We start from the raw sequence: 17,919 nt of genomic DNA, 5'->3' as shown, positions 1-17,919 counted from the left end.
CCTACCCACTACGCCTTTAGGACGATCCTTATACGCCCCCTTGCGCCCTATGATGAATCCATCGTGAGGTTAACGCCTCACACGAGATCTGAAACTCAGGCCTTCAGTCTCCTTGTATTGCGTTGTTTGGACGCCCGGGTTCTTTAAGAACCCTTTCTACAAGAGCCATCCTTTTGGGCTGGCTCTTTTTTTTGGAAGGAAATAAATGCGGGGTTAATGCTCAATTAACCGGCGGAACGGAGGTAGCGCATCCAGCAACAACTGACCATAACGCCTGGCAACAATACGCCTATCAAGAATCGTCACACGGCCGGTGTCTTGCTCGGTCCTCAGAAGCCGCCCAACCGCCTGCACCAGTTTCACAGACGCATCCGGCACGGTGATTTCCATAAACGGATTACCGCCCCTCTGAGTCACCCATTCAGCCAAACTGGCTTCAATGGGATCGTCCGGCACCGAGAACGGCAATCGGGTGATCACTACGTGATGCAGATACTTTCCGGGTAAATCGATTCCTTCGGCAAAACTGGCCACTCCGAAGAGTACACTGGCTTTACCTTCATCAATCCGACTGCAGTGGGTGCGGAGCACTTCGTTCTTCGCCATGTCGTCCTGAGTCAGAATCAGCTCCGGGTATTCCGGTGCCAACGCGTCCCTCACCTGCTGCATTTGCCGACGAGAAGTAAACAGCACCAGTGTGGCTTTCTCACCCGCCCATAAATCCGGCAGGCGTTTTATCAACGCATCACCAAACCCGTCATCCGTTGGCATGGCTTCAATCGCAGGCACTTCAACCGTGGCCATTTCGTTGTACTTAAACGAGCTTGGTACCACCATGTATCGGCTGGCTTCCGGCAAACCGGCTCGTGAGCGTAGACGGTCGAATCGCCCGAGCGCGGTTAAGGTCGCGCTGGTCAATACCGCACCGTAAACTCTCGACCATAACCGGGAATACAACAGGTTGTCGGCCAGCACAGGTGAACTGTACAGCGTAATGTCTTCCGCGTGTTCCCAACGTTGACGCACCGACCAACGCGCCGCAGGTGGTCCTTTGCGGGGAATCGGTTGGGCGCTTTCGTCCTGGTCCGGTTTCGCCGCAACGGCCCCTTCTGACCAGGCTTCCCATAATCGAAGCTGCTCTTCTGCCCGGCTATGGAATGCACCAATCACCGGATACCAGGATTCGGCCGTATCGCGATCAAGTTCAGGATCTTTGCGCTCATCGAACGCACTTTGCAGCTCCTCAACCAGGGTACCAAGGTTGCGGCACAAGCCGGCGGTGACAATTCGGGTTTCACCCGCCAATTCAGCCAGGCTATCGGGCAATTCACCTTCCGGGTAACGCCATTGGGCGCTTCGGCGCTCTTCGTTAAAATCCCAACCGGTATTTTGCTCAACCTCTTCGTACACCTTGGCCAACGCAATATCGAGATCCCGCCCCGCCAGACTGATTTTTTCAACGGCTTTGGTTGCCTGAGATCCACCCGGGAGCCACGGCTGCATTTTCACCAAAGCCTGTGACAATTGCTTCAGCCATTGGCGCGTCGAATTCAACGGCACAGACGCGGCGAAGTGGTTCAGTGCCTTATCCGGAAGGTGGTGCGCCTCGTCGAAGATAAACAAGGCGTTTTCCGGTTCAGGAAGAATAGCGCCGCCGCCCAAAGCAAGGTCAGCCAACACCAGATCATGGTTCGCCACCACAATATCGGCATCGTCCAGATCTTTTCGGGCTTCGAAAAAAGCACAGCTATCAAAGTAGGCGCAATGTCTATTGGTACACTGACGGTGGTCGGTGGTGACTTGTCGCCAGATTTCATCCGGAATTTGTTCCGGCCAATGGTCGCGGTCGCCGTCCCATTCCCGTGAACCGTAGCTGCCGAGCATTTTCTCGAACGTCGCTCGGCTGCTGGCTTCATCATCTATCGGATTGTCCAGCAGGAAGAGCGGCATGGTGTCGCTGTCGCCGTGCCCTTCATCGTGTAAGCGCGCCTCGAGTCGAGACATGCACAAATACCGGCCTCGGCCTTTGGCGAGGGTCCAGTTGAATTTCAGTTTGCTGTGTTTACGCAAATCCGGCAGGTCTTTCAGAACAATCTGGTCTTGCAGAGCCACGGTCGCCGTTGAAATGACCAGCGTCTTACCCAACGCCCTCGCAACTGGAATCGCAGAAATCAGATAGGCCAGCGTTTTACCCGTACCGGTACCGGCTTCCACCACACACGCTGACGCGGGCGATGTGCGCTGACCGTCGTTCTCGGTAATCTCGCCCATATAACGGGCAATTTCAGCGATCATCAGGCGCTGGCCGTAGCGGGCTCGCACGCCTTTGCCCGCCAACACATCCCGATACGCCTGTTGAATGTCCTGTTTAACGTCGTCGGTCAGCGCCATTATCTCGGGCTCACCCAATCACGAACGATCCCGACCCGGAACCGCTGACCATTTTTACTCAGCACCACGCCATCTTCTGTGATGTTTTCAACCACCAACGAACCCAGGCCCTGGCCCGCTCGCAAATATCGGTTGTTGATCATCACCCGGCTGGCTGAAGGGTCTGAGGAATAGATATGGCTATTAAAGGTCAAATCAGGAACACTCTTTTGAAAAGAAAGCGGCAATTCTACCAGATGTGGCACCCGGCCTTGGGGCCGTGATTGTACGGGGGCCAGCACGCTTTGTGGCTGCGGTTGGCTCGGCACGATTATGGTGGGCTGTTCGAACTGACGCTCATTCACACCGGATTCCGCAACTGCTTGCGGCGTTTCAACGGGCGCAACGGGAACCTGGCTGACGGGCGTAGGCTCAGGCACAACCTTGGGTTGTGTCGTCGGCACAGACGACGAAGAGGAAGCGACGGAAGATGGTTCGTCAGTGGCAGCAGGGGCAGTCACAGGCTCTGGAAGTTGCCTTGACGGCCAGAACACGTATGCCAGCACACCAGCATTAATGATTAACGCCAAGACCACCCAGATTACCGCCGATACCGGTTTTTTCTTGGGGCGGTAGATCATCTGAACCTGTTGGCCGAGATCTGGCGCTTTACCCTGGCGCCGCTCTGCTTCGGATTTCTTTAAGGCTTCGAGTATGTATGACATAGCTTAGCTGTTTCCCGTCACCGACTCTGCAACCAATCGCGGCACATCAACCCCCAGATCGTTTTGAATCTGGATGATCGTCATGGCACCGGGAATGCCGTCTACCGTTAGCCCACGCAGTTTTTGATACCAACGCACCTGATCAGGCACCGCCAATCGCTTGATGCGGTCCGCTTCCTGCTCATTGCCCGCGTACCGATCCGCCAGCTCCATCATTTTCGAACTGATCCATAGGGTTTGGCCTTGTTTGTCACTGTATACGCCGCCCTGTTGATAATCTGGCGCCCGCCAAAGGACACGGAACCCGCCAAACCAATACCGTTCGATTTGTTGGAATGAGACGGTAACCGGCCCTTCCGAAGTGTTGAGGGTCGCGCTGGGGCCGTTCAGAGCCCGCAAAACAACCTGAATTTCCTGCCCCGGCGCAACGCGCAGATTCAGGATCGCAGGACGATCCAGAAACTCCAGTGTTCGACGAGCCCCCTCTCGCTGCAAGCATTCCAAACCCACGTTCTGGGCGTGCTGACACGGGTATGGCGCAACTTCGGGATGATAAATCTTGCCCCATAGCTCGAAGAGTTCAACGTACGCATCTTGTGTGGAAAGCCCGTGTTGCTCCGGAATAAATTCGGGCTCGACGGAACCATCAGATTCGCCTGGAATTTGCGCCTCGGACACGCTCTCATCATCCGTCGTGGCGGCCACAACCCGCTCAATAACACCCGACACCGATTGCCCGTCTTCGGGCTCTGCGAGAACTCCATAGTGCGGGCTGTCCAGCACCCAAAGCGTCCCCATAATCGCGATTAAAGCCGACGCTACCACCAACCACAAATGGCTGACGCTATCGCCGAACCGGGCGGGCTTACCGTCTTTTTGCTTCAACCCGCCGCTGACTTCCTTGGCTGCTCGCTTTATATGTAGCGCAGTTATCTGGTGATCGCCTTCCGCGTAAGCGCCCAGCAAAGCACGGTCGCTGATCAGGTTAATCAGGCGAGGCACACCCTGGCTGGCACGGTACAGTTTCCGAATCGCGGCCGGGGTGAACAAATCGCCTCTCAGTCCGGCCACACTTACCCGGTACTGCAAGTAAGCCGGCAGCTCTGCCTTGTCGATTGCATCCAGATGGTAGCGCGCGGTCACTCTTTGGTTAAGCTGGCGCAACTCCGGCAACGCCAGAATATCCTGCAATTCGGGCTGCCCCAGCAGAACAATCTGCAGCAACTTCTTTTCAGCGGTTTCCAGGTTGGTTAGCAGGCGTAGCTGTTCAAGGACATCGGCAGAAAGGTTCTGCGCCTCGTCGATGATGAGGACTTTGTGTCGGCCAGCGGCGTGGGCTTTCAATAAATCGGCATTAATAGCGTCTACCAGCACCTTGATACTGGCGTCTGGATCGTGAGCAATTTCGAGCTCATCGCAAACGGCCGACAGCAACTCCCGGGCTGAAAGCCGGGGGTTGAGTATCAGGGCAATATCGACATGCTCAGGCGCGTTATCAAGAAAGCATCGGCACACCGTGGTTTTACCGGTGCCCACTTCGCCGGTAATCACAATAAAACCACCCTGCCCCTGCACACCGTACATCAGGTGCGCAAGCGCCTCTTTGTGACGATCACTCAGGTACAGGTATCGCGGGTCCGGTGCGATGGAAAAAGGCGGCTCTCGAAAACCGAAAAAATCGTAGTACATCGTTCCTAGGGCCTTGCCTGGCTGCCGCTGCTAACCAACTTCAGTTCGGCAGCGCGGCGGCTTTGATATTTCAGGCGACGCACGCAGCGCTCCAGAGTTTTTGATATGCGTGCGTGAGAGCGGATCATGGAAATCTTCGGCCAGGTCGATTTTTCCCCCTGAAGGATCATTTCCCGCACGTATTCGGGGGTCGGGCTAGACAGAATATGGCGGTAGTGGCGAAGAGAATAGCTCGGCGCTATGGTTACATCACCGGAATAACGCTGCGCCATGATCGTATACATCTGACCAGACACTTGCCGCAACAGCTCAGGCTTAACGCGCTTGCGCAAGAAATCAAACACGCCCTGCCCGTGAAACGCCACTTCAGCCTTCAACAGATACGAGGGCAAATTCAATAGCGACAACTTCTCGTCCTGGCCCTTGGCGTTCAGAAACGGGATTACATGGGGATTGGTTTGACTCACGATGGTGAAATTCACATCGTACAGATGCATCAATCGGTCAACAGGAAGATCACTGACCACCGAACCGTCTACGAATTTCAAACGCGGCATGTATGGCAGAGTATTTCCGTTGAGATCTTTCTTCATCAGGGTGACCGGCGGGAACACCCCGGGCACGGCTGCACTTGCGAGAGCGGCGCTCCACATCATCAGATAAGGTGAGGTATAGCCGCTTAACAACCGCGCTTTTTGATGCGTTTGTACTGGCGACACACTGATATTTACACTTCGCCCTGTGCGCTGGTAAGCCTCTTCAAAGGTATATTCACCGATATTGTCACGAAGGCACTGTTTCAGGGTGTCCTGATCCATCAATCCGTCGCCGCGAAGCGCACTGAATAGACCGCGCCACTTCCAGGCATTGAGATTGTGGTTTTCTGGCACCAGCATTTCCGGTATTTCAGCATCGGTATGCACCCCCAGAATGCCAGCAATGATAGCGCCAACGCTGGATCCGGCAACCACCTGCGGCAGCAGACCCTTCTCCCACAGCGCCTTGATCACACCAAAGTGGAACATGCCTAACCCGGCACCGCCACTGAGCAGTAATGCCGGTCGGCCAAAGCTGGTCAGGGTATCCCGGAAAAACTGCAGTTTGTCGTGTACCGAAAAGTTCGGCACCGGATGGTCACACAGATAATCCAGCGACTCACAAACCTGAGTAATGTACTCTTCAACCAGATGCTTGGTGCCTACCCGTGAGCGCGTGTAAAGCGCCGGGTTACCCATGTTGCCCAAGTCGTGATGGAGTCCTTCACGCAGGGCGCGCTTCAATCGTTCGAAATCGTTTTGTTGACGATACTGCTTGAGATGACAGAGCCTGTCGTAGATCAGTTCGTAGTGATACAAATCAGAGGCGAAGTCTTCCTTCCACTCGACATTGCCTTCGAGGTAATCCAACTCCAGCGCAGCCGCTTTCCATTGCTCATAGTTCTGAGCATCTGCCAGCTGCTTGCGAAATCGGTTTATCCTCGGATCTTTAATCAACATCGAACTCCCGGCGCTGCTCAGAAATCGTCGAGCATCAGGTCATCTTCGTCATCATTGGCGAAGGGGTCAGCTGTGATCTTACCATCGTTAATCAGGAATTCACGCCGCTGCAGGAAGGCATTTCTCACGAACGTGTACCGATCCCCAGAAATAATACCTTCTGCGGGGATCAAGTCCGCGCGTTTATCAACAATTTGCAGGGCGCGCAGAAAGTACACGTCGGGTTCTTCAACCGCGTCCCAGGCTGAGGGCAAAACAAAGCTGTCGGACGCCAGGCCCGAGAAATGCCGCGGAGTTGACGGCCCGAGGAACGGCAACATCAGATACGGGCCGGAGCCCACGCCCCAATAACCCAAGGTTTGACCAAAATCTTCCGGTCGCTCCGGCAGATCAAAAGCCGTAGCCACATCAAAAATGCCGCCCAAACCGAATACCGTATTGAAGGTAAAACGACCAAAGGCCACAACCGCTGACTCGCCCTTGAGCTGGAACAGGCTATTACTAAAGTTGCGAATTTCTGTCAGATTGTTGAAGAAGTTAGTCACGCCACGATCCACAATATCCGGGGTGACGGTACGATAGGTCTTGGCCACGGGGCGAAGCACCCATTCATCGACCGTTTCGTTAAACGAAAACACGCTTCGGTTCCAGTTTTCGTATGGGTCAGCAGGATTCACCTTTGCCGCTCTCTGGCCCACAGGCTCTTGAACGGTTTGTGCGGCGACAGGCGATGTGGCCAATATGACCAAGAGCACGATCATTAATGCTGCGAGTATCCAATACCGAGTAGTCGTTTGAGTCATTTCAATCTCTTGGGTTGTTTAATCCGAGTCCATTGGTCGACAATACCGGCGTTGTATTCTTTTTATCTCAGTCATCCGGAGGAAATTAAATGTCAGTTCAGGGAAACCTCGTCAGCTCCCTTGCCATGGCCCTTAGATGGGGTGACATGGATGCATACGGTCACGCTAACAACACAGTTTACTTTCGCTTCTTTGAAGAGGCTCGTATTGTCTGGCTGGCAAAGCTTGACCTTGGCGGCACAGGTGAACCTACAGGTCCCGTTATTATAAAGACCAGCGCCACGTTTCTGAAGGAATTAACTCACCCCGCCACCGTGGTGGTGGAAACATACGCGGGCAAAGCTGGAAATACCAGTCTGGATACTTACCACTTGCTGAAAGATGCAGACACCGGAGACGTGTACGCGGAAGGCTATGCAAAGATTGTCTGGATGGATAACACCACCAGAAAATCTACCCCACTGCCAGACACCCTAAGAGCGCTGGCAGCGGAATAACAGAAATCAGCGGTGGCGTACGACCACGCTGCCGATGGAATAGCCGGCGCCGAAGGAGCAAATAACGCCCAGATCGCCGGCTTTCAGATCGTCCTTAAACTTATGGAACGCAATGATGGAACCGGCAGAGCTGGTGTTGGCGTATTCATCCAAAATCACCGGTGCCTCTTCAACGGTGGCATCCCGGCCCAGCACTCGACGGGCAATTAACTGATTCATGTTCAGGTTGGCCTGATGCAGCCACATGCGCGCCAGATTGTCCGGTGCCAACTCCAAAGCCTCCAGATGCCCCTGAATCGTTGATGCGACCAACGGCGATACTTCTTTGAACACCTTCCGGCCCTGCTGAACAAACAGTTTATCCGGTTTACCTACGCCGGATTCATCCGCACGATTCAGAAAACCAAAGTTATTCCGAATATTGTTGGAGAATTTGGTCACCAAACGGGTACCAACGATCTCGAAACCCTGACCCGCCTTCACATCTTCGTCTCGCTCGACAAGCATCGCAGTGCAGGCATCACCGAAAATAAAGTGGCTGTCACGATCGCGGAAATTCAAATGACCGGAACAAATCTCGGGGCTGACAACCAGAACGGCACGAGCTGTTCCGTTTTCAACGGCGTTTGCTGCTGCCTGCAGTCCAAAGGTTGCCGAGCTGCAGGCAACGTTCATGTCGTAGGCAAAGCCGTCAATACCCAAGGCTTGCTGAACTTCGATGGAAATCGCGGGGTAGGCTCGCTGCAAGTTGGAGCACGCCACGATGACGGCATCGACATCAGCCACGGTTTTGCCCGCTTGCTCCAAAGCTTCATTGCACGCTGTCACCGCCATATCACATTGCACGGAAGGCTCGTCGTTACTCCGCTCGGGAATGTGTGGTGTCATGCGTTTGGGATCGAGGATACCTTCACGATCGATAACGTGCCGGCGTTTAATGCCAGACGCTTTTTCAATGAATGCAGAAGACGAGGGTTGCAGCGCCGCCAGTTCACCGCGGGCTATCTCGTCCGCATGCTCGGTGTTGTACAGATCCACATACTGGTTGAAGGCTTCGACCAATTCGTCGTTTTCGATGGTGGCGGGCGGCGTATACAGGCCGGTTCCGCTGATGACGGCTTTAATCACAATAACCCCACGTCATGGTTATAAAAACAGTTTTTGAGAATGCACTGCCAGAAATACTAACACAGTCCTGAGGATTTGCCCGTTGGACTATCGTTCAGTAACGAGGCCTTCAACGGTGGCACATTTCATCAAACCCGCGTTGCCGCCCATTGTTTATCCAGACGCTTTACCGACACGGTCATCGCCGTACCTAATTGCTGGGCAAAAAACGACACCCTGTATTCTTCCAGCATCCAGCGATACAGCTCCAACTCGGGATCGCGAACACTCTGACGCTTTTGCTGCTCCAGTTTCTTGGCGTAGCGAGTCCACAGCGCATCGATGCTGTGCAGAAACTCTCGCTCTTTGCCCATTTCCCTCGGCATCTTTTCCAGCCGAATGAGTGCTGCTTGAAAATAGATGCCGAAACGGCTCAGCCACTCTGAAGGCGTTTCAACAAGAAAGCCTGGGTAAACAAGATGTTGAAGTTGAAACTTAATGTCCGCCATGCTGTTCGCTAAGGCTAGATTAATCTTGCCTTTCAACTGCTTCGCTACTTTCTGATAGCCCGTCATGGCTGCATGTAGGCGTTCGTCGGCCAGCTCCAGTGCTGGAATAAAATCCCCCCGATGCTGATCAAACACCCGATCAAAGCTTTCGGAATCTCGTGGAACCTCCGCTGACAAAAAGTGTTCCATCACAGCGGCAAGCAGCAAATCATCCAGCAGCGCTTTCGCTTGCCCCACCGGCGCAAACATTAGTGCAGACTGCTTAAACTTAGGCAGGCGGCGCTCGAGATCCGTTAAGGTGCTGCCAAACCGGTTAATGATTAACCGGGCAACACCCCGGCGCATGGTGGTGTCCGCCGTTAAGGGGTCAAGGCAACGAATCGCCCTGACCTGCTTGCCAAGATCTTCCAGCGCCGGGTAGACCGTCACTTGCATACCGCCCTTTTCGGTCTGAATCCGCTCGGGCAGCTCGCTAAACTGCCAATCCGAGTGCTCAATCACTTGGGCTTCAGCGGTGTCGTCCGACGCGGCCGTGGTCAAGGCCATTTCAGCCTGCTCACCCAGTTTCGCCTGAAGGTCATCAGCGCTTCGGCTTTCGGCCATCACCTTGCCTTTGTTGCCGGTGACTTTCAGATTCATCCGCAAATGCCGGGGCAGCTCTTCTTCTGGCCAAGCGTCTGGGTCTATTCGAACACCCGTCATCCGGCGCAATTGATCGGCCAGTTTTACGGTTAAAGGTTCGTTGCTGGGCTGCATGTTTTCGAGCGCGGCATCGACAAAATCCGGCACGGGTACGAAGTTTCGACGCACAGACTTAGGCAAGCCTTTCACCAGTGCAATGCATTTCTCACGCAACAAGCCCGGCACCAGCCATTCCAGACGGCGAGCAGGAATTTGCTTCAGGGCCATCAAAGGCACATTCAGAGTCACGCCGTCCCGGTCACTGGTCGGCTCAAACTCGTAGCTCAAGGGGTACTTCGCCCCCTCCCATTCCAGGTAATCCGGATAAAGCGCTTCCGCGGACTGATCAACCGGCCGCTGCAACACATCGGCTTCGGTGAGCTCCATGTTTCGCAGTGCTTCGGCGGACAAGTTCTTCCACCAACTTTCGAAATGCCGACCGCTGACAATGTCATCCGGCAGGCGCTCGTCGTAAAACGCCACCAAGACTTCGTCATCCACCAACAAGTCACGACGCCGCGTTTTCCTTTCCAGGTTTTCGACGGTATCCAGCATCTCGCGGTTGCGAGCAATAAAAGGAGCCTTCGACCGCAACTCCCCTTCCACCAGCGCTCGACGGATAAACAGGTTCCGGCATTCGGCAGGGTCCACTTTGGTGTAGGGAATACGGCGCTTGGGCACCACATCCAGGCCGTACAGAGTGACCTTTTCATACCCCATCACCTGCGCACGTTTTTGCTCCCAATGGGGTTCAAAATAGTGGCGTTTAACAATGTGCCCGGCCAAAGGCTCCACCCATTCAGGCTGAATACCGGCAACCATGCGGGCGAATACCTTACTGGTTTCAACAATCTCAGCGGCCACAATCCACTTGAGGCCGGATTTCGCCACTTTAGAGCCCGGAAAAATCATGACTTTGCGATTCCGCGTCGCCAGATATTCCCGCTTTTCCACTTTGACGGCGATCTGCCCCAAAAGGCCTGCCAAAATGGGTTTATGAATAGCATCGTAGTTTGCTGGCTGTCGATTCATGGACAGCTTTTGGTCCCGGCAGATCAGCGTAAGCTGCCGGTGAATATCACGCCACTCGCGCATGCGCATGTAGCTCAGAAAGCTCTTCTGACAGAGTTTTTTGAGCTGATTCTGTGACAATTCCTGGCGCTGCTCTTCAAACCAGTTCCAGATATTCAGCAGTGTTGCGAAATCCGATTCTTTATCGTTAAACGGCGCATGGGCCTGATCGGCAGCCTGCTGTTTATCCTGGGGCCTTTCCCGTGGGTCTTGCACGCTCAGGCCGGCAATCACAATCAACACTTCCGCTAAACTGCCGTGGTCGGCCGAGGTGACCAGCATTCTGGCTAAGCGAGGGTCCAAGGGAAGCCGGGACATAGTACGCCCGAGCTTGGTTACCCGCCGTTTGTCATCAACCGCACTGAGCTCCTCAAGCAATTTGTAGCCATCATTAACCTGGCGGCGGTCCGGCGATTCCAGAAACGGAAACTGGCGTATTTCGCCTAAACCAGAGGTGGCCATTTGCAAAATAACGGAAGCCAGGTTGGTGCGCAGAATTTCCGGATCGGTGTATTCCGGACGATTGATAAAATCAGCTTCGTCGTACAACCGGAAGCAAATGCCGGGCGCAACCCGGCCACAACGCCCTGCTCGCTGGTTTGCACTGGCTTGAGAAATCGGTTCAATCGGCAATCGCTGAATTTTCGAACGGACACTGTACCGGCTGATTCGGGCGACGCCGGTATCAATAACATAACGGATACCCGGCACGGTGAGTGAGGTTTCCGCCACGTTGGTAGACAGTACAATTCGCCGTCCACGATGTGACTGGAACACCCGATTCTGCTCTTGATTACTCAAGCGGGAATACAGCGGCAATACTTCGGTATGACGCAGTTCGGCATGCCGGAGCACTTTGCTGACAGCTCGAATTTCCCGCTCGCCCGGCAGGAACACCAACACATCCCCCGGGGGCTTTTTTTCAAAGCGTTCGTGCTGTTCGATTTCCTCAATGGCAGAAAGAATGCCGTCGGTCCAGCCTTGATCCTTGTCGTCCTCGTCACCGACCAACGGGCGATAGCGAACATCTACGGGGTAGGTCCGGCCGCTCACCTCTATAACCGGGGCTTTGTCGAAAAACTCGCTGAAACGCTCTACCTCGATGGTTGCCGAGGTAATGATCACTTTCAGATCCGGGCGCTTTGGCAAAAGCTGTTTGAGGTAGCCTAGAAGAAAATCAATGTTCAGGCTTCGCTCATGGGCCTCATCAATGATCAGCGTATCGTAGCGATCCAGAAACCGGTCATGCTGTACTTCCGCCAGCAAGATACCATCGGTCATTACCTTAATTTGCGAATGCTCAGAGGTATTGTCGGTAAACCGAACCTGATAACCCACGCGCTGACCGACCTGCTCGCCTAACTCCTCGGCAATCCGGCTCGACACACTACGCGCTGCAATACGCCTAGGTTGCGTGTGCCCCACCAATCCACGAACGCCACGGCCCAGGTTTAAACAAATCTTGGGAATCTGGGTGGTCTTTCCCGATCCGGTTTCACCGGCAACAATAACGACCTGGTGCTCTTCAATGGCTTTGCTGATGTCGTCAACCCGGTCGCTAACTGGCAGGCCTTCCGGGAAGGTAGCGGGCTTATTCAACGCCTGACGCTTCCGAACTTTCTCTTTGCCCTGCTCCAACCAATCGCTCATTACAGCGATATCCTTCTGGCCGGGCAGGCCTTTGCTCCGCCCCAAGCGCCGGACAATACGAGCGGCCTCATGCTGATTGCACTCAGCAAGTTGACGCTTGATAGCGGCCACCTCCGCTTTGGGATCGGTCACATTGGGTGCGGAAGCTTTGTTCGGGTTCGAATCAGACATTACTTGCCACTGGCTCTCAAAGTTTCAATCGGGGTAAACAGGCGCCACAGTCTAGCCGGAAACCTGTACCGTATAAACACAAAAACCCTGCCGAGGCAGGGTCTTCAGGTGCGGGGTCAGCTCCCCGCAAGGAGAACGGTTTACGCGTTTGCTTCTTCGTCTCGCAGTTCACGACGAAGGATCTTGCCCACGTTACTCTTGGGCAGCTCTTCCCGGAACTCAAAGTGCTTCGGCACTTTATACGCGGTCAAACGCTCACGACAGAACTCTTTCAGCTCGTTCGCAGACACGCCTTCTTTGGTGGCAACAACGTAAACCTTAACCGCTTCACCGCTCTTGGCATCTTCGACACCAACGGCTGCGCACTCAACCACTTTCGGGTGGCTGGTTACAACGTCTTCGATTTCATTCGGGAAGACGTTAAAGCCAGACACAATGATCATGTCTTTCTTACGATCCACAATGCGGATGTACCCGTCTTCCTGAATCAACGCGATATCGCCGGTCTGGATGAAGCCATCTTCAGTGAAAGACTGTCGGGTATCTTCAGGACGCTGCCAGTAGCCACGCATGACCTGCGGGCCTTTCACGCACAGTTCGCCCGGTTCGCCTACAGCCGTCTCGTTGCCTTCATCATCAATCGTTTTAACGATGGTAGACGGGATTGGCAGACCGATGGTGCCCAGTTTGATCGCGCTGCGGGGGTTGAAGGTGACCACCGGTGAGGTTTCGGTCATGCCGTAACCTTCGCTGATCTCACACCCGGTAACTCGTTCCCACATTTTCGCGGCGTCACTGGTCAACGCCATTCCACCCGAGGCGGTCAGTTTCACACCGGAGAAATCCAGCTTCTGGAAATCTTCGTTGTTACACAGAGCGACGAACAAGGTATTCAGGCCGATGAAAGCCGAGAACTTCTGTTTCTGGAGCTCTTTTACGAAGCCTGGGATATCGCGCGGATTCGGGATCAGGATGTTATGCGCACCCGCTTCCAGCATGATGCCGCAGTTCAGCGTGAAGGAATAAATGTGGTACAGCGGCAGCGGCGCAATAACCACTTCTTCGCCTTCGGAAACCTGATCTTCCAGCATAGGGCGAACCTGAGTCAGGTTAGCCACCAGGTTAGCGTGCGTAAGCATGGCACCTTTCGCCACACCAGTGGTACCACCGGTGTATTGCAGTACGGCCAGATCGTCCAGCTTGATTTCAATCGGGCTAAACTTCTCGCGCGCGCCCGCACTTAGAACCGCTGGCAGCTTATGGGAGCCCGGAATGTTGAACGGAGGCACCATTTTTTTAACGTGCTTCACCACCGCGTTCATCAGCTTGCGCTTGATGGGCGAATGCATGTCTGCAACTTCGGTGACGATTACGTGTTCAATGCCCGTGTGCGGTAGCACTTTCTCGGCGTTCTCTGCCATGTTGGCAAGAACCACGAGCGCTTTCGCACCGGAATCGTTAAACTGGTGTTCCATTTCCCGCGTGGTGTAAAGCGGATTGGTATTCACCACAATCAAACCGGCACGCATAGCACCGAAAACAACCACCGGGTATTGGGTGATGTTCGGCATCTGAACGGCAATTCGGTCGCCAGGCTTCAGGTCGGTTTTGTTTTGCAGCCAAGCCGCGAAATTGCGACTCTGAGTATCAAGATCTTTGTACGTCAGAGTGACGCCGACCGCGCTGAACGCAGGCTTGTCTGCGTATTTCTGAACGGCCTGCTCAAAAACATCTACCATGTTTTTGTACTTGCTGAGATCTACCTCACGGGGAATGCCCGCAGGGTATTTATCTTGATAGAACTGCTCAAAATCCATCACCATCTCCTGTCTGATTGGTGGCAATCGGGCTCAAAGAGCAACCCGACTAAAGTCTCAATCCTTAAAAGTGGAGAGAGAATAGCAGTTTTGGTAACGATGAGGTAGCTTTCAAAAATCTATCCGGCTACAACCATTCACCTGCCCTTAAACTCTAGAGGTCACTATGAGCGACACCTTGGACATTCTCGAAAATATTACTTACGACGAACTGAATGAAGGTGATTCCGCGACCTTCACCCGAACCCTCACCGAAGATGAACTGGTGCTGTTTGCGGCGGTTTCAGGTGATGTGAACCCGGTGCATCTGGATTCGGAATTTGCAGCTGACACCATGTTCAAGGAACGCATCGCCCACGGCATGTGGAGTGGTTCGCTGATCTCAGCCGCACTCGCTACGGTTATGCCTGGCCCCGGCACCATCTATCTGGACCAAACCTTGTCATTCAAACGACCGGTAAAACTGGACGACACCCTTACGGTAAAACTCACCGTCTCTGAAAAAGGTGCGAAGAATCGCGTCACGTTAGCTTGTGATGTTCGCAACCAAAACGATGACCAAGTCGTGGTCGGCGAAGCCAAGGTTATTGCACCGACTGAAAAAGTCTCCCTGCAAAAACCCCGCTTGCCGAAAATCACCATCGAAGGCTAAGCACTTAGCCCGGAAGGAAATCGATCGGAAACTGAACCTTCCGGGTGCTCACCTGAGCCGCCCCGAAATCGAACATTTGCACCCTCATGGCAATACGCTGTTCCAGTGTCGGATTGCTCAATTCGGACGCTACCACACGGCAAGCGGATACAGAGCCATTAGGCTCGATCGTTAGCTCCAAGGTAACCTTACCCTCAAGCGTCGGATCTTTCCTGAGCTCTCGCTTATAAAGCGAGTACAGAACACTCTTCTGAGCATCGAAAACCTGACGAATATTGCTCATAGCACGTTGTTTTGAGGGTTTGCGCGCCGTTTTTGCGGCCTTCGCTACAACGACTTCTTCGGGCGCTTCCACATCCGCAACCTGATGAGCTTCAACCACCACCTCTCGGGCCGGACCTTCACGGGTTTCGACGCCACCACTGCTAGCTAATACGTCAGCCTTTGGCGAGTCCGCTGACAAATCGATCGCTTCAGCACTTGTTACATTAGCAGCGAGCTCCCGACTGTGCTTCGGCTGGGTTTGTGTCAAAGCTTGCAGCCGGTTTTTCATGGCGAACAAGCCAGACTTCGACGCCGTTTCCCGCGCTTGCTCTTTCGTTTGAACAGGTTGTTTCGCAACCTCGGGAACAACGTCAGGTTGTTGAGGTTCGGGGGCCGGTTTCGGCGCTATTTCCTTTTGAGCTATCTCGGGCGCCGGTTCAGGCTCGGGTTCTCTGACGGGCTCCGGCTGTGTGGGTGGTTCCGGAGGCGGTGGAGCAACCAGTTTGGCAAGCCGTGGCGGTATCCGCTCCGCTTCAGCCCGTTCAAGCTCAGGGACATCCAAACCAGGTATCAGAATTGCCGGCACCATAAACAGGGCCAACACCACCGCTACGATGACACCGAAGCGAACGCCCTCTGCGCGATCACGGCTCCACGGCAAGCGGGTACTGCCCCGGCGTTCGACGCGATCAACCATGGCTGACCTCCGCCTCTACGGCGAGCCGGACCTGGCGAAATTGTTCATCAACGCAGGTTTGCATAATCCGGCGCAACAACCGGTAATCGGTATCTCTAGCCGCCATAATGGTGATTTCCAGCCCCTGTTCGGGTACTGCATCCCACCGACTGCGGCGGTAAGCCAACTCATCGGACAAGCCGGGGATTCGCGTATCTGTCTCTTCAATTCCGTCAAGCGTTGCCACTTCGCGGCCCTGCACGAGTATCGATTGGCCAACCACCTGTACTGTCAGGTTTTCGACCGCCTCTTGCTCTGCGGTTGAGGTCGGCAAAGGTACATCGGCCTTGTTCTGCATCACTTTGACGTCGGAAGAGTTCACCATCAGGAAAAACACCAGAATGGTAAAAATATCCATCAAAGACACAAGATTCAGGCCACCGGCTTTGTGCATTCGGCTGTAGTGGCGTTTGCGCATGCGGGCTCTGCGGGATGTTTTCATACGCCCTCTCCGTCAGCAGCACTTGAGTTTTGCGCCAATACACGATTTTCATCGGCATCCATGAGCGATACATCAGGGAACAGCTCGGCTTCAACAACACTGGTTGCCACAACTGCCGGGTATGACCGCACGGTATCCATCACCGATACAAGGGTTTGATAATCAACGCTGGGCCCAACCTCCAGGATCACATCGGTTTTATCGGGAACGTGGCGCTTAATTTGTTGCAGCACCCTGCGCAGGCCCTCGTAATTCTGAACCTCGCCGGAAACCGGCAACACTTCGATAAGGCCGCGTTCGCTGTCTGCCACTTCCAAACCAGAGGGGATGACGGTAACAACCAGTCGCAAATCTTCTGCTGCGGGCACCTCACCCGCCTCCATACCCGGAAAATTAAGCTCTATCATGCGAACCTGGCTAAACACCATGCCCAATAGCAACACGGGCACCAGCACGATCATCAGGTTCATAAAGGCCGTAATATCCAGTTCCGCCTCGGTGGTTAACCGGCGGTGTCGACGTCTCATATCGCCCTACTCCTGTTCAAACTCGTTTGAGAATCTGACGGATTACGCCGCTGCGTTATCAGCTGCGGGCTCAGACACAATGTTCAGGAGTTTGACGCCTGCCATTTCGAAGCTATCAACGATTTCATTGGTTCGGGTTTGCAACAGCGCATGGAACAACAGCAGGGGGATGGCCGAGATCAAACCGAAGGCTGTGGTGTTCATGGCAACGGATATACTTTCAGACAGCAAACTCGCTTTTTGGGCGGGATCAGCCGCAGCCACCGCCGTGAAAGCAGCAATCAACCCAATGATGGTTCCCAGCAGGCCGAGCAGCGTTGCCACGTTCGCCAAAGTCGCCAGGTATTGGGTTCGTTTTTCCAACCGCGGAAGCACCTCCATCAAGCCCTCTTCCATGGCGTACTCGATGTCTTCACGGCGGCTGTTATTCAACAACCGGGCTATACCGGCGCCGAGAACAGAAGCAATTGCACTGTCCGAGCTGCTTGCTGCCTTCATAGCACGAGAATAATCACGCTTTTGTAATGCCGGCAAAATACCGCGTTCGAACGCCATGCGATTACGGCGGCGAACCGAGCCGAGGTAAATAAATCGCTCCAGAGTAATCGCCAATCCAATCGCCAAAACGACCGCAATCGGATACATGAAAGGACCGCCGTCCTGAAAGAATCGGATAAGGGTGTCGAGCATACTGTTGTTCTCCGTTGTTACT

14 protein-coding genes are annotated in these 17,919 nt (G+C 54.2%); 2 read left to right on the top strand and 12 right to left on the bottom strand.

Going from position 1 to position 17,919, the window contains the following annotated elements; translation table 11 throughout:
- Positions 1-213: 213 nt before the first annotated feature.
- From dinG to MWU64_RS04420, 5 genes are read right to left on the bottom strand one after another with little or no spacing between them, the layout of a single operon-like run.
- The gene (gene dinG / locus MWU64_RS04440) at positions 214-2,391 is read right to left on the bottom strand and encodes an ATP-dependent DNA helicase DinG (protein WP_247061668.1); all 2,178 of its coding nucleotides are present in this window, start codon (positions 2,389-2,391) and stop codon (positions 214-216) included.
- Positions 2,391-3,095 carry a general secretion pathway protein GspB gene (locus MWU64_RS04435; RefSeq protein ID WP_247061666.1) on the bottom strand — a complete coding sequence of 235 codons (705 nt, stop codon included), beginning with the start codon at positions 3,093-3,095 and terminating at the stop codon, positions 2,391-2,393. The genes dinG and MWU64_RS04435 overlap by 1 nt, the downstream gene beginning before the upstream one ends.
- Positions 3,096-3,098: 3 nt before the next feature.
- Positions 3,099-4,784: an AAA family ATPase gene (locus tag MWU64_RS04430; RefSeq protein WP_247061664.1), complete on the bottom strand. Its 1,686-nt coding sequence runs from the start codon at positions 4,782-4,784 to the stop codon at positions 3,099-3,101.
- 5 nt (positions 4,785-4,789) lie between these two features.
- Complete coding sequence (locus MWU64_RS04425) at positions 4,790-6,280, bottom strand: DUF3336 domain-containing protein (RefSeq protein ID WP_247061662.1); 1,491 nt, start codon at positions 6,278-6,280, stop codon at positions 4,790-4,792.
- Between the two features lie 17 nt (positions 6,281-6,297).
- Complete coding sequence (locus MWU64_RS04420; RefSeq protein ID WP_247062048.1) at positions 6,298-7,041, bottom strand: VacJ family lipoprotein; 744 nt, start codon at positions 7,039-7,041, stop codon at positions 6,298-6,300.
- Positions 7,042-7,172: 131 nt separating this feature from the next.
- Here MWU64_RS04420 and MWU64_RS04415 point away from each other — a divergent pair, with 131 nt between their 5' ends.
- Positions 7,173-7,580, top strand: a complete 408-nt coding sequence (locus MWU64_RS04415) for an acyl-CoA thioesterase (RefSeq protein ID WP_247061660.1) — start codon at positions 7,173-7,175, stop codon at positions 7,578-7,580.
- 6 nt (positions 7,581-7,586) lie between these two features.
- Here MWU64_RS04415 and MWU64_RS04410 read toward each other — a convergent pair whose 3' ends face one another.
- The 3 genes from MWU64_RS04410 to MWU64_RS04400 form a co-directional block, all read right to left on the bottom strand.
- Positions 7,587-8,708: a beta-ketoacyl-ACP synthase III gene (locus MWU64_RS04410; RefSeq protein ID WP_247061650.1), complete on the bottom strand. Its 1,122-nt coding sequence runs from the start codon at positions 8,706-8,708 to the stop codon at positions 7,587-7,589.
- A 128-nt stretch (positions 8,709-8,836) separates the two neighbouring features.
- Positions 8,837-12,769 carry an ATP-dependent RNA helicase HrpA gene (gene hrpA / locus MWU64_RS04405; RefSeq protein ID WP_247061647.1) on the bottom strand — a complete coding sequence of 1,311 codons (3,933 nt, stop codon included), beginning with the start codon at positions 12,767-12,769 and terminating at the stop codon, positions 8,837-8,839.
- Positions 12,770-12,909: 140 nt separating this feature from the next.
- Positions 12,910-14,586: an AMP-binding protein gene (locus tag MWU64_RS04400; protein WP_247061642.1), complete on the bottom strand. Its 1,677-nt coding sequence runs from the start codon at positions 14,584-14,586 to the stop codon at positions 12,910-12,912.
- 166 nt (positions 14,587-14,752) lie between these two features.
- Here MWU64_RS04400 and MWU64_RS04395 point away from each other — a divergent pair, with 166 nt between their 5' ends.
- Positions 14,753-15,238: a MaoC/PaaZ C-terminal domain-containing protein gene (locus tag MWU64_RS04395; RefSeq protein ID WP_247061640.1), complete on the top strand. Its 486-nt coding sequence runs from the start codon at positions 14,753-14,755 to the stop codon at positions 15,236-15,238.
- Positions 15,239-15,242: 4 nt separating this feature from the next.
- Here MWU64_RS04395 and MWU64_RS04390 read toward each other — a convergent pair whose 3' ends face one another.
- From MWU64_RS04390 to MWU64_RS04375, 4 genes are read right to left on the bottom strand one after another with little or no spacing between them, the layout of a single operon-like run.
- A complete protein-coding gene (locus MWU64_RS04390; RefSeq protein WP_247061631.1) occupies positions 15,243-16,199 on the bottom strand; it encodes an AgmX/PglI C-terminal domain-containing protein in 957 nt (318 codons plus the stop codon).
- Complete coding sequence (locus tag MWU64_RS04385) at positions 16,192-16,680, bottom strand: biopolymer transporter ExbD (RefSeq protein ID WP_247061629.1); 489 nt, start codon at positions 16,678-16,680, stop codon at positions 16,192-16,194. Before MWU64_RS04385 ends, MWU64_RS04390 begins: the two co-directional genes overlap by 8 nt.
- Positions 16,677-17,207, bottom strand: a complete 531-nt coding sequence (locus tag MWU64_RS04380) for a biopolymer transporter ExbD (RefSeq protein WP_247061627.1) — start codon at positions 17,205-17,207, stop codon at positions 16,677-16,679. Before MWU64_RS04380 ends, MWU64_RS04385 begins: the two co-directional genes overlap by 4 nt.
- Before the next feature lie 42 nt (positions 17,208-17,249).
- Complete coding sequence (locus MWU64_RS04375; RefSeq protein ID WP_247061618.1) at positions 17,250-17,897, bottom strand: MotA/TolQ/ExbB proton channel family protein; 648 nt, start codon at positions 17,895-17,897, stop codon at positions 17,250-17,252.
- Positions 17,898-17,919 lie beyond the last annotated feature (22 nt).

This window comes from Marinobacter sp. S0848L (assembly GCF_023016065.1).
Classification (GTDB): Bacteria; Pseudomonadota; Gammaproteobacteria; order Pseudomonadales; family Oleiphilaceae; genus Marinobacter.
This window is presented reverse-complemented; position numbering and strand designations above follow the sequence as displayed.